The organism is Salinicola tamaricis, from assembly GCF_003006155.1.
GTDB lineage: Bacteria > Pseudomonadota > Gammaproteobacteria > Pseudomonadales > Halomonadaceae > Salinicola > Salinicola tamaricis.
The window spans coordinates 1,771,018-1,783,591 of record NZ_CP023559.1; the positions used below are offsets into that span (position 1 = coordinate 1,771,018).

The 12,574-nt window shown below is 67.9% G+C and carries 10 protein-coding genes and 2 pseudogenes; 3 read left to right on the forward strand and 9 right to left on the reverse strand.

What is annotated here, in order from left to right; all coding sequences use genetic code 11:
• Nucleotides 1-2: 2 nt before the first annotated feature.
• On the reverse strand, nucleotides 3-938 hold the full coding sequence (locus CN538_RS08190; RefSeq protein ID WP_106419117.1) for a DMT family transporter: 936 nt from the start codon (nucleotides 936-938) through the stop codon (nucleotides 3-5).
• Between the two features lie 97 nt (nucleotides 939-1,035).
• On the opposite strand from CN538_RS08190, the gene CN538_RS22430 reads away from it, so the two are divergent.
• From CN538_RS22430 to chrA, 3 genes are all read left to right on the forward strand, one after another.
• Nucleotides 1,036-1,221, forward strand: coding sequence for a helix-turn-helix domain-containing protein (locus tag CN538_RS22430; protein ID WP_242495672.1), 186 nt, complete (start codon nucleotides 1,036-1,038; stop codon nucleotides 1,219-1,221).
• Between the two features lie 17 nt (nucleotides 1,222-1,238).
• Nucleotides 1,239-1,976 carry a LysR substrate-binding domain-containing protein gene (locus CN538_RS08195; protein ID WP_242495673.1) on the forward strand — a complete coding sequence of 246 codons (738 nt, stop codon included), beginning with the start codon at nucleotides 1,239-1,241 and terminating at the stop codon, nucleotides 1,974-1,976.
• Nucleotides 1,977-2,161: 185 nt separating this feature from the next.
• Entirely contained in the window at nucleotides 2,162-3,349 is a 1,188-nt protein-coding gene (chrA, locus tag CN538_RS08200) for a chromate efflux transporter (protein WP_242495674.1), read from the forward strand.
• A 17-nt stretch (nucleotides 3,350-3,366) separates the two neighbouring features.
• Here the strand turns inward: chrA and CN538_RS26115 are convergent.
• The 8 genes and pseudogenes from CN538_RS26115 to CN538_RS22455 form a co-directional block, all read right to left on the reverse strand.
• Nucleotides 3,367-4,415 (reverse strand): annotated as a pseudogene (locus tag CN538_RS26115) (EscU/YscU/HrcU family type III secretion system export apparatus switch protein).
• A gap of 18 nt (nucleotides 4,416-4,433) precedes the next feature.
• Entirely contained in the window at nucleotides 4,434-7,997 is a 3,564-nt protein-coding gene (locus CN538_RS08210; protein WP_106419119.1) for a hypothetical protein, read from the reverse strand.
• A 131-nt stretch (nucleotides 7,998-8,128) separates the two neighbouring features.
• Nucleotides 8,129-8,945: pseudogene (gene sctT, locus CN538_RS26120) on the reverse strand (type III secretion system export apparatus subunit SctT).
• Nucleotides 8,946-9,016: 71 nt separating this feature from the next.
• On the reverse strand, nucleotides 9,017-9,286 hold the full coding sequence (gene sctS / locus CN538_RS08220) for a type III secretion system export apparatus subunit SctS (RefSeq protein WP_035473023.1): 270 nt from the start codon (nucleotides 9,284-9,286) through the stop codon (nucleotides 9,017-9,019).
• A gap of 1 nt (nucleotide 9,287) precedes the next feature.
• Nucleotides 9,288-9,947, reverse strand: a complete 660-nt coding sequence (gene sctR, locus CN538_RS08225; RefSeq protein ID WP_035473026.1) for a type III secretion system export apparatus subunit SctR — start codon at nucleotides 9,945-9,947, stop codon at nucleotides 9,288-9,290.
• Complete coding sequence (sctQ, locus tag CN538_RS08230; protein ID WP_106419120.1) at nucleotides 9,944-11,197, reverse strand: type III secretion system cytoplasmic ring protein SctQ; 1,254 nt, start codon at nucleotides 11,195-11,197, stop codon at nucleotides 9,944-9,946. The genes sctR and sctQ overlap by 4 nt, the downstream gene beginning before the upstream one ends.
• Nucleotides 11,194-11,676, reverse strand: coding sequence for a hypothetical protein (locus CN538_RS08235; protein WP_106419121.1), 483 nt, complete (start codon nucleotides 11,674-11,676; stop codon nucleotides 11,194-11,196). The genes sctQ and CN538_RS08235 overlap by 4 nt, the downstream gene beginning before the upstream one ends.
• Nucleotides 11,673-12,506, reverse strand: coding sequence for a FliI/YscN family ATPase (locus CN538_RS22455; RefSeq protein ID WP_242495679.1), 834 nt, complete (start codon nucleotides 12,504-12,506; stop codon nucleotides 11,673-11,675). The genes CN538_RS08235 and CN538_RS22455 overlap by 4 nt, the downstream gene beginning before the upstream one ends.
• Nucleotides 12,507-12,574 lie beyond the last annotated feature (68 nt).

Genomic DNA, 12,574 nt, shown 5'->3' on the forward strand with positions numbered 1-12,574 from the left:
GCCTACTGGCGAGTGACCACCAATAGCCCGATCAGCAGCGTCGCGCCGCCAGCCAGGAAGTTGGCGGTGAGCGGTTCGTCCAGCAGCAGCGCACCGAACAAGACGCCGAAGATCGGCGAAAGCAAAGAGAAGATGCCCAACTGTGAGGCGACGTAGCGGCGCAGCAGGGCGAACCACAGCAGCAGGGCGGCGCAGGAGATCACCAGGGTCTGGAAGGCCAGGCTGGCGATCGCCACGCCGCTCAGCCGAATCTCGTCGAGATCCCCCAGTAGCGCGCTCGCCGGGAGCAGCAGTAGACCGGCGATACTGAGCTGGTAGCAGAGCGTCTGCTCCGGCGGCACTTCGGAGAGCGAGGAGCGGCGAATCACCAGCGTGGTCGCCGCCCAGGCCAGCCCGGCCAGCAGCCCCAGCAGGTCACCGCGCAGGATGTCCGCGGTGTGCGCGAGTTCGGTCGCCGGTGCCAGCGCGAGGACCATGCCACCGAAGGAGATCCCCACCCCCAGCCACTGGCGCCGCGTCAGCTGCTCGCCCGGCACCAGCAGATGCAGCCCCACAGCGGCGAAGATCGGCGCGGTGTAAAGGAACACCGACATGTGCGATGCCAAGGTGTAGTCGAGCCCCCAGGCGACGAACGCGAACTCGGCCACGAACCCCAGCCCCACCAGGATGCCCGGCCCGAGATGGGCGCGGAAATGGGTAACGCGTAGCCCCCGGCGATAGGCCAGCGCCAGCACCAGCAGTGCCGCCATGGATGAGCGCAGGGCAATCTGAGTGAGTGGGGAGACATCCGCCGCGGCGAGCTTGATCGCCACCTGTTGAAAGCCCAGCGCCAGGCAGAACAGCACCATCAAGGCCCCGGCCTGGGGGTCCAGACGCCGGCGTAGCGGGGCGTTGGCGTGTGGCGCTGGCGGCTGGTGCGATGCTCGCGTCTCTGGCATGTCACTCTCCTGTTGGCATCGAAACCCCATCACAGCAGCTGGGCGTCGCGCCGCCAAACGACTAATGTGATGGCCAAGGCTCAGGAAAGCTCACCCTATGAAAGTCGAACGTCTACCGCTGAATGCGCTGCGCGCCTTTGCCGAGGCGGCCCGCGCAGAGAGTTTCAAGCACGCCGCCGCGCGCCTGGGTGTCACGCCCGGCGCGGTGAGTCGGCAGATCAAGCAGCTCGAAGACCGGCTCGGCGTGGCGCTCTTTGCCCGCCATGCCAACGTGTGGTGCTGAATGACGCTGGGCGGCACTTGGCCCGGGAGATCGACGGCGGCCTCGAGCGCATCGCCGCCGGGGTCAGGGCCGTGCGCGAACGTGCCCGGCACGGGCCGATGCTCACGCTCAGCGCACCGCCTTCCTTTACCCAGCTATGGCTGTTGCCGCGGCTGATGGATTTCGAAGCCAGGGTCGGGGGTATCGAGATCTCGCTGGAGGCCACGCAGTCATTCACGCTGCCCGTCTGGCAGGGCGATGGTGCGCGTCTGGCGATCCGCTATGGCCGTGGCCCCTGGCCCGACGTCGCCAGTTACCCGCTGTTCGGCGACGTGCTGTTTCCGGTGTGCGCCCCGGCACTGCTGGCGCAGCAGGCGCGGCCCATGAGGCCCGCCGATCTGGCTCACCACACCCTGCTCGAGGTCGGCTGGAACTCGCCCCAGGGCATCGTCTTTCCCGGCTGGCGCGAATGGCTCGAGGCGGCCGGCGTCGCCGACCGTGTGGCGCCGCCGCAACGGCGCTACTCGCTCTCGGGGCTGGCCCTGGACCAGGCCATCGCCGGGCGCGGGGTCATGCTGGCCAATGCCCCCGTGGCGATGGATCGGCTGAATAGCGGTGTGCTGGTGCGCCCTTTCGGTGAGCGCCACGTGCTCGCCTCGCCGATGACCTACGAGTTGCTGACACCGCCCTCGGGCGACATGCCGCCAGCGGTGGCACGCTTCGTCGACTGGCTGCTGGCCGAGGCCGATGCCTTCGCGCGACAGACGGCCGGGTAACTGCCCCGGGGTGGCTGGTGCCCGGGCGAACATGAGACAGTGCCTACCTCCTGGCTGGCCCTGGCCGCGGTCAGCCGGGACAGTGAGGGGGCAGGACAGTGAGGAGATAGGGAGCCGCCCGGTGTCGTGCCGTGGTGGCGAGGTGTGACCGTTCTCGACGTGTGAGCCATAGGTCGATGCCCACAATGACCGCTTCCCGGCTCGGGGAGCTCTTCCGCGCCTTTCTCTGGCTGGGACTCACCGCCTTCGGTGGCCCCGTGGCGCACCTGGGCTACTTCCGCGAAGCGTTCGTGGTGCGCCGGCGCTGGCTCAGCGAGGTGGATTTCGCCGATCTGGTCGCGCTGTGCCAGTTTCTACCCGGCCCTGCCAGCAGCCAGGTCGGCTTTGCCATCGGCCTGCGCCGCGGCGGTCTGCGCGGGGCGCTCGTCGCTTGGTGTGCCTTCACGCTGCCTTCTGCCGTGGCGCTGGTGCTGTTCGCCGCCGGCGCCTCGGCGCTGGGCGGCGAGACCGGTCAGGCGTTGATTCATGGACTCAAGCTGGTGGCGGTCGCGGTGGTCGCCCACGCGGTCTGGGGCATGGCTCGCAAGCTCTGCCCCGACCTGACCCGTGCCACCATCGCGCTGATCGCTGGGTGCCTGGCGCTGCTGCTCGGCGGTGCCGCCGGCCAGTTGGGTGCCATTCTGGTGGGCGCGGGGGTCGGCCTGTGGCGCTGCCGCCCGGCGCCGATGCCTGCCAGCGTTCAGCCCGTGACCGCTTCACGCCGCTGGCGCCTGCCGGCACTGGTCGTGTTCCTGGCGCTGCTGTTGCTGTTACCGCTGATGGCGGCGGCAGACAGCGGGCCAGCGCTCGCGGTGATGGCCGCCTTCTACCGCACCGGTGCCCTGGTCTTCGGGGGCGGGCACGTGGTGCTGCCGCTGCTGCAGGCAGCGGTGGTCGAGCCCGGCTGGGTGTCACAGAACACCTTCATCACCGGCTACGGCGCGGCCCAGGCGGTGCCGGGGCCGCTGTTCACCTTTGCCGCCTATCTGGGCGCGGCGATGGCCCCCGGCGTCCACGGCTGGCTGCTGGCCGCGCTGGCTACGCTGATGATCTTCCTGCCCGGCATGCTGCTGTTGATCGGCGTGCTGCCCCACTGGGAGCGCCTGCGTGCCTCGGTCCGTGCACAGCGGCTGATCCAGGGCGCCAACGCCGCCGTGGTCGGCATCCTCGCCGCTGCGCTGTATGACCCGATCTGGCAGAGCGCCATCGTCGCACCGCTGGATATCGCCCTGGCACTGGTCGGCTTCCTGCTACTGACGCGCTGGCGCTGGCCGGCGTGGCGGGTGGTCGTGCTGCTCGTGGCGGCGGCGGTGGGGTTTGGTCTGCTGGGGTGAGCCGGGCGGCTGGGTGACTAGATCAGCCGGGCGGTGACGAGAATATCGGCGATCTGCTGGAAGGTGCCGTCCGGGATGGGGTCGCCGTTACCCGCCCGGGTAGCGATCTTCTCCGCCAGCAGCGGGTCGTCGACCCGCGGGATGCGCCGCTGGTAGGCGCTTTCCAATAGCGCCGGGGCCTGGGCGGCATTGGCCTTGCAGGTGATCACCGGCACCGGGGTTTCGCCGCGCACGTAGCGGATGCCGACCAGCCAGCCGTCGCCGGTACCGACCATGAGCGAGGCGTGCTGTACGCCGAGCTTGGCGTTGAGCGTATGCATCTCGCGGCGCTGCTTGCGCCGCGCCTGATTCATCGTCGGATCGCCCTCCTGATCCTTGCGTTCGCGCTTCTGCTCGGTCTTGGTCATGCGCTGATCGCGACGGAACAGCCAGCGCTGCAGCAGCACGTCACCGGCGCCGACGATCAGAAAGGCGAGCAGCGCGGTGATCACCAACGGCTGCAGCAGCGCCAGGAAGGTGCCCTGAACGCATCCCAGTCCGCAGCGCGACGACTCCATCAGCGCCTGCAGACCCAGGCGATAGACCACGATCAACGCCACCGCGAGCGCGGTCATCTTGAACAGCGACTTGAGGAACTCGGTCACCCCGCGCACCGAGAAGATACGCTTGAAGCCCTCCACCGGGTTGATCTTCTCCGCCTGGGCAAAACCGGCTCGGCGGCGAAGACGAACCCCTGGGAGGCGACCACATTGGTCAGGATCACCACCAGCACGCTCAGCGCCACCAGCGGCAGGATCGACAGCACCAGTATCTCACCGGCGGCCGTCACCAGGCGCGGCCACAGGGTGGCGAACGGTTCGGTATAGAGTAGGGCGGTCAGGTCGATCAAGCCTTCGATGCGGGCGACGATAGCGCTGGCGCTGATCGCGATATAGAGCGTGCAGGCCAGCATCACCATCGCCGTGACCAGGTCGGCGCTCTTGACCACCTGGCCCTTCCTGCGCGCATCGCGCAGCTTCTTCGCCGAGGGCGGCAGCGACTTCTCTTCGGAAGGCTGCTGGCTCATGGCGATCCCCGCCCGGCGTCAGGCACCGACGGTCGAGCCTTTATCCATGAGGGTTTGCAGATTGTCGCCATCACCGGCGTAGTCCTCGTGGGTGAAATCGTCCCAGCCCGCTTCGGGCAGATGGCCCTCGCGCAGGAAGAACTCGTATTCGTCGCGGCGGTAGTCGAAGAGGCTTTCGCCCTCCGGCGCATCGCGCTGGCCATAGCTTTTCACGTAGGCTTCCAGAAAGGCGTAGCGTTTGGCGCCGTCCTCGGTCAGCACACCATCCTGATCGAGTGCGTCGATGAGATCTTTCAGATCCGCCTCATGGCCTTCGAGAGCGCTGGTGCGCTTGATGTCCTGGACGATCGAGAAGGGCAGGGTGGCGAGCGTCAACGCGGCGGAAACCCAGAACAGCGGCCCGGAGGGGCGCGTGCCACGGCGATGCCCTTGAGGGCGGCCAGCGATGAGGCGCCGCCGGCGAGGCCGAAGGCGCCGGCGGCGACGGTCACCGCCCCCTGGCCGATGGTGGCGCCGTCGCCGCTGTCGGCGCCGCGCTTGATCATCAGCCCGCCGAGAGCGATATCCAGGGCCCCGGTGGCCGAGTTGGCCGCGCCGTCGAGCACGCGCAGGAAAGAGCTGATGGTGCGTGTCGTCGTCGTGGCGTCGGGTAGCGCCGGGTTCTTGGCGTATCCGTTCTGGGCGCCCTCGACTGATTTTCTTGGCGTCTTCATAGGAAATATCCAGCTTCTTGGCCAGTGCCTTCTGATCACCTACCGGGACATCATCGATGATCTGCTGGATGTTCTCGCTGAAGCGCTCCCAAGTGTGGGCATCGGGCGCGGGTGCTTTGCCCTTGACCTTGTCGTCGGCCCAGATCTGCGGCAGCGTCTTGTCCAGCCCCAGCATGGCGTTGACGTGGGTGCCCTTGACCTTGTCCGTGATGTGGCTGCCGAGGTTGGTGAAGTGCTGGCTGGCGCCGAGGAAACTGATGAACTCCTTGGCCACGGCCATCCGCGCCTCGTCGCTGTCGGCCAGCTTGCTGCCGCCGCCGGCGAGCTGGTAGATGCCCGAGGCGAGCGAGATCAATCCGCCGGTCGAGCCCAGCGCGCCGTTGCTGTTGAGCGTGCTGATCAGCGACAGCATGCCGCCGTTGGTCTTCTCGTTGAGCGCCTTGTAGACGCCGTTCTTCATCAGGCCGTCGATATCCGACTGGGTGATGGCGCCGTTTTTCTGGAAACGGTCGCCGAGTTCCTGCAGCGCCTTGCCGAAGTTCTTCGCCGTCTGCTGATCGTTGAGATATTCGTTGACGAACTTGTCGATCGACTCCGCCGTGCGCCTCGGGATATCGACGCCACCACGCTTGAGCGCGGTCAGCACCATCTTGACCACGTCTTGGGTCGCCGTCGCGGTATTGGCGTCGTTGATGTTGTCGGGATTGGCGATCAGGTCGTCGAGATCGGTGATTATCGAGTCGAGCTGCAGGCTCTGGGCGAATTCGGCCGCCTTGTCGCTCTCTTCCGTCGCCGGGAACAGCGCCGAGAGCGCATTGTAGGTTCGCGAGATATCCTGTTCGGCGAGTTCACCCTGGCCGCTTTCACGCAGGTCGTTGATGTAATCGATGTACGCCTCGCTGAAGGCGGTCTCCTCCAGTTGCGACGCGATCGCGTCCTTGTCGGCGACCTTGTCGATCGCGCCGCTCTGGGCTTTTGCGTAATCTTTTTGCACCGCCTCGGAGGCGAACAGCTCGCCGAGGCGCGCGTCGAGCTTTTTACCATCGATGACCGAGGTCAGGTCGTCGCCGGTGACGTGATCGAGGCTCAGGCCTTCCGAGATATCGAGACCGACCAGATCCAGGCCGTTGTCGAGCGCCCCCTGGGCGCGCAGGGCACGGTAGAACTGGGCGCGCTCGTCGTCAGCGGCGATGCTGCCATCCTCGATCCCCGTCTTCCACGTTTCGATCAGGTTCTGCCAGGTCAGCTCGCTGACGGTCAGCTTGCGTGAACTGTCGTCCGGGTCGCTCTCGCTGGTCTCCATCGACTGGATGTCGATATCACTGAACGCCGGTAGGCCGTGATCGCGCCGCGCCGTGTCCAGCTCCGCGTTGTCGGACAGGCGCTGGGTGTTGGTCTCGCCGCCGTGCCGCGACCAGTAACCGTCGAAGACATTCTGCACCGCGTTGCCATCGTCTCCGGCCGCGTGCTTGATCCGCTCGCGCAGGTCGTCGTTGACCTGGGCGGTGGCTTCCTCGCGGGAGGCGCCGTCGCTCAGCTTGCTGTCGATCAGGTTCTGGTAGAGCTGTGACAGCGTCTCCGAGCTTTCGATATGCAGAATCTGGCGAGAGTCGGTCAGGGTACTGCCGGCCAGGCCGGAAGCCAGTGCGTTGAGGTTATCCTCGTAGTCCGGGTTGTCGGTCACGGTGTGGTCGGCGAGGAAGTCGTCGTAGGCGGCGTAGCCGGCATCGATGGCGTCGTCCTTGCCGCCGTGGCGCTCCCAGTAGCCGTTGAGCACATCGAGGCCGTCAGCGCTGTTCTTGTCGGCATCGGTCAAGGCGTTGCCGGTGCGCGCGAAGAGGTCTTCCTTGGCGTCGTCGATGGCCGCCTGGAGATCCGGGGCATCGCCGCGCTCGCGCTGCTGGTCGAGTTGATACGCCACCAACTGGCGGAACTGGCTGGCGGCGTCTCCGGTCAGCGGTCTTACCGTGCGGTCGTCGATATCGATGCCGTCGGCCATGTCGGAGGCGAGCGAGTTCAGCGTGTCGTCATAGGCGATGTCGGCCTCGTCGCGATTGGCGAGATAGCTCTCCTGGGCCAGCTTCTCGGTGTCGGCTTCGCCACCGTGACGCTGGAAATAGCCGTCGAAGACATTGGTGACGTCGCCACCGCCGACGCTGTCGATGCGCTCGCGCAGATCCTCGTTGACGTGATCCATCGCTTCCCGGGTATCGTCGCCCTGATCGATCCGTTTCTGGATCAGATTCTTGTAGAGTTGGGAGAGCGTGTCCGAGGCGTCGAGATGCAGGATCTTGCGCTGGTCGGTCAGCGTGCCGCCGGCCATCCCCAGGGCCAGCGCATTGAGGTTGTCCTCGTAATCGGGGTTGTCGGTGTGCGTGGTATCGGCCAGAAAGCCGCCGTAGGCGGCATAACCCGCGTCGATCGCGGCCTCTTCGCCGCCGTGGCGCTGCCAGTAGCCTGCGAAGACGTCCAGGCCCTTGTCGGCGCTGCGGTCGGCGTTATCGAGGGCATGCCCGATGCGGTCGAACAGCGCTTTCCTGGCGTTGTCGATCGCCTGGGACAGGTCGGGGCGCTTGCCGTCGGCGCGCTGGGCGTTGAGCTCGGCGGTGACCAGCTTTTCGAACTTGTCCGCGGCGTCTCCCGTCAGGCTGGAAACCCGGCGCTTGTCGATGTCGATGCCGTCCGCCATGTCCACTGCCAGCGAATTCAGCGTCTCCTCGTAGGCTTGGCTGCCGGGTTCGAGGGTGTCTTTCTCCGCGCTCCCCTCCTTGGCCACTTTCTGCGCCAGTTCGAGCAGACGGGAGAAGGCGCGCGGGGCGGCGGGCGAATTCGAGGTGCTGACCGGGGTGACATCGGGATCGACGCGCATGGTGCTCTCCTTGGCCGGGGGCTCGGGGCGGGGCGGAGAACTCAGTCTGGGGCGCCCGGATGACGCCGGGATGGCAGCACGGCAACGCCGTGTAACGCCCTGTTGGCCTAGGGTATCGGCGCGGCGGCGGTTCACTGCATCGCTCCGAGGATGGCCGAAAGCCGGGCCAGGTTGAGCTTGAGCACGTCGAGCTGATCCACCATCAGCGGAATCAGGAAGACCACGTAGAGCAGCATCAGGAAACTGAACAGCAGGTTCTTGATCGGCAGCGATAGATCGAAGGCGTGCAGATTGGGTGCCATGCGGGCGACGTAGGCGAGCATCAGGTCGGCCACCAGCAGGGCGATCACCAGCGGGGAGATCATCAGCACGCCGATTCGCATCACCTGATCGAGCAGGCCGAGCAGCGCCATCGCCGAGGCGCGCGTCATCAACGGGGTGAAGTCGATCGCCGGCCATAGCGCATAGCTGCGATAGAAGCCGTCGAGCAGCAGCATGAAACCGCCAGTGAGAAAGAACAGCGCCAGCAGGATGATCGACAGCAGCGTCGAGGTGACGCCGGTTTCGCTGGCGCCCATCGGATCGAGAATCTGCGCCATGGTCGAGCCGCGCTGCAGGTCGATCAGCTCGCCGGCCACCTCCGCCCCAGAATGGCACGCCGAAGACCAGGCCGATCGCTACGCCGATCACCAGCTCCTTGATCACCAGCCCCATCAGCGCGACGCTCGCGATGTCGCGCAGGGCGGTGAAGTCGGCGAACAGCGCGGCCATCAGCGGCAGCGAAATCGTCACCGCCACCGCCGAACGGATCATGCCGGTGAGCCCGAGCCGATTGAATGCCGGGGTCATCATCACCAGGCCCAGCGCCCGCGCGGTGCCGATCGCCAGCGCCGCGATCAGCGGGTAGGCGAAGTCGTTGAGGAAGTGGGCAAACGCTTCGTAGTTCATCGCTCTCCCGGATCTCGCGCCCGCCGTGTGACGTCGCGATCCGCTCCTACAGCCGGATGGGCCGCGTTGCCTCAGCGCGACCAGACGGCAAAATTGTCCAGCACCTGATCCGCCACGTTGACGATCTGCCCGGCCAGCAGCGGCCCGGTCAGGATCAGCACCAGCAGCACCGCGACCAGCTTCACCGCCTGCGGCAGCGTCTGATCCTGAATCTGGGTCAGCGCCTGCAGCAGGCCGACGCCGAAGCCGATCACGATGGCCACCACCAGCGCCGGGGCCGAGACCAGCAGCACCGTCCACAGCGCGCTCTTCAGCAGTGACAGGAAGATAGCGTCGTCCATGTCAGCCTCCGCCATAGCTGAGAATGAGCCCGTGCATCAGCCGCGACCAGCCATCCACGGCGACGAACAGGAAGATCTTCAACGGAATCGAGATCAGGGTCGGCGAGACCATCATCATGCCCATCGCCATCAGCACGTTGGAGACGATCAGGTCGATGATCAGAAACGGGATGTAGAGCAGAAAGCCGATCTCGAAGGCGCGGGTCAGCTCGGAACTGACGAACGCGGGGATCAGCACGATCAGGTCGTCGTCGCGCAGCTCGCGGCGCGCCTCCTCCGACCACAGGCTGCGTGTGGCGTCGATGAAGAACGCCCGCTCGTGCTCGTTGGCGTAGCGCGAGAGGTAGTCCTTGAGCGGTTCGCGTAGCGCCTCCCCGGCCTCCTTGATCTCGGTGATGCTGCCCAGCCCGGCCTGATGCGCTTCGAAGCGGTGGGCCATCTCGCCGATCAGTGGCGTGGTGATATACACCGTCAGAATCAGCGCGATGCCGTAGAGCACCAGATTGGGCGGGGTCTGCTGTACGCCCAGGGCGTTGCGGATCAGAAACAGCACCACCGAAATCTTGAGGAAGCCGGTCATCGTCACCACCGCCAGCGGCACCAGGCCGATGGTGGCGACGACGATGATGATCGCGATTAGATTGGGCTGGAACTCGGTCATGCGTCGGGCGCCCGGGTGCCGAACGCCTGAGTATCGGGCGACTGGGTATCGGGCGACTGGGTATCGGTCGACCGTGTATCGAGCGCCAGACGCTCGATCTGCACGCCGAGGTCTTCGCCGATCATCACCAGGCGACCCTGGCCCATACGCTGGCCGTTGACCATCAGATCGACCGCCCGCTCGGGTCGGCGTGCCAGCGGCAGTACGCTGCCCTGGCCCAGCTCGCGCAGCTCGCCCAGGGTCAGGGTCAGGCGTCCCACTTCGCAGGTGAGCGTGACCGCCAGGCTGTCGAAGTTATCCACACCCGTTTGCGGGGCGTTGTCGTCGCGGGGGCTATCCACAGGCGGTTGGGTCATTACGGCAATGTCCTGGTCTCGTTGGCGGGGAGCGGGGTGGGCGGCCGGATAGCCACCCGCGGGGATGCGTGGCGGCGTCAGCAGACGCACGCCCTCGGCGGTCAGGGTGGCGGCGGCGCAACGGTCTACGACCGTGAATTCGAGCGTGTCCGGTTCGGCGTAGGGGGGCTCGAGCAGGACCACGTCGCCGGGTCCTAGCGAGCGCCACTCGGCGAGGGTCAGCCACTGCCGGCCGGCATTGACGTTGGCCGCCATGGGGACCGCCCGCGCCGGTGCGGGGCAGGGCGGAAAGCGCGCCTCGAACAGCGGGCGCAGGCGCTCGGCCAGGGACGCGCTCAGCGTCAGCGCCAGCGGATAGGTGGTGGCGTCGAGGGTGTACGCCAGCGCCAGCGTCACGCCATGGGTCGTGCTTGTGCCCCCTGCGTGGTTGGCGCCGCGCGGCGCGTCACCGGCCTCGCCCTGGGGAGCATCCATGGCCGAGGCGGGGGGCGCCAGCGGGGCGAGGCGGATGTCACAGTCGAGTGCCGCTTCCAGCGGCGCCAGCCAGGGCTGCCACAGCGCTTCCAGCCATAGCGCGGCCAATTCGGCATCGACGCTCGCCAGCGACCGGCGGCGGCCGGGATGGGCGCCGAGCGCTTCCAGCGCGCGCCAGCTCGTCGTCACGACCAGCGTCTCGTCGCCGATATGCAGCGGGCAGGCGATCTCGCGGGGGATGTCGGCTTGATCGCCGAGCAGGCCTAGCCGCGCCGGCTCGGCGCTCGACCCCGGGCGGGCGGGCAGCGTCAGCGCCTGGCGTGGGCGGTGCAGGGCGTTGTGCAGCGTCAGCGTGTGCGGGGCGACGTGGGGCAGCCGGGAGGCGAGCGCGTCAGGGTCGATACGCGGCGGAGAGTTCATGGGCGTGGCTCCCGGTTGCCGTGGCCCTCTTCGTGCTCCAGCTCGGCCAGAGACTCGGCCGCGCGCGCGTCACGCCGCTGCTGGTCCGCCTGCAACTGTGCCAGCGCCTGCTGACGCTGGCGGCAGCGGGCCCACTCGCCACGCCGCGTCTGCTCCCGCTGCTGGGCCAGGCGGGCGGCCTGCTGGCAGAGCTGCTGGCGCTGGGCCAGGGCCGCCTGCAGCGCGGCCTGTTCGGCCCGGCTCTGCTGCCAGGCCAGGGTCTCGGCGGCGCTCAGCGGGCGCCCCGCGGCAGCATCGAAGTGCGTCTGCTCCTGCTGCTGCGCCGTGTGTGCCAGGCGCTGGCGTGCGCTGTCGAAGCGCTGGGTCTCGCGCGCCAGGTCACGGCAGCGTGCCCGCTCGGTGGCCAGTTCGCGTTCGGCCAGGCGGGTGCGCTGGCGGCGCAGTGCAAGAAGACGGTCGAGGGTGTGTCGGGTCGTCATCGGGCCAGGGCTCCCAGGCGGTCGAGGGTGTCGTCGAAGGTGGCCGTCTCTCCCTGCGGCTGACGCAGGAACGCCTCGATCTCGGCATGCTTGCGGATCGCCTCGTCGGTGGCGGCGTCGCTGCCCTCGCGGTACTCGCCGACCTGCAGCAGCAGCTCGACTTCCTGATAGCGGGCCAGCAGGTCGCGCACCTTGGCGGCGTCGCGGCGGTGGGCGTCGCTGGCGACGCTGTCCATCAGCCGGCTACGGCTGGCGAGCACGTCGATCGCCGGGAAATGGTCGCGGCGGGCGAGTTCGGCACTGAGCACGATATGGCCATCGAGAATGGCGCGGGCTTCCTCGGCCACCGGGTCCAGGCTGGCGTCGCCCTCGGTGAGCACCGTGTACAGCGCGGTGATGCTGCCCTGGCCCGAGAGACCCGGCCCGGCGCGTTCGAGCAGCCGCGGCAGGGCCGCGAACAGCGAGGGCGGATAGCCGCGGCGGGTGGGCGGCTCGCCGGCGGCCAGGCCGATCTCGCGCTGGGCGCGGGCGAAGCGGGTGAGGCTATCGACCAGCAGCAGCACGTCGCGGCCCTGATCGCGGAAGTACTCGGCCACGCTGGTGGCCACCAGGGCGGCGCGAGTGCGCTCGATGGCCGGGCGGTCCGAGGTGGCGACGACGCATACCGTGCGCGCCCGCGCCGCGGCATCGAGCTGGCCCTCGAGCAGTTCGCGCACTTCGCGCCCGCGCTCGCCGACCAGGCCGAGCACGACCACCTCGGCGCGGCTACCGCGCACGATGGCGGAGAGCAGCGAGGACTTGCCCACACCGGGTTCGCCGAACAGCCCCACGCGCTGCCGCGGGCGACGGTGGCCAGCGCATCGATGGCGCGCACCCCCAGCGCCAGCGGCCGCTCGAT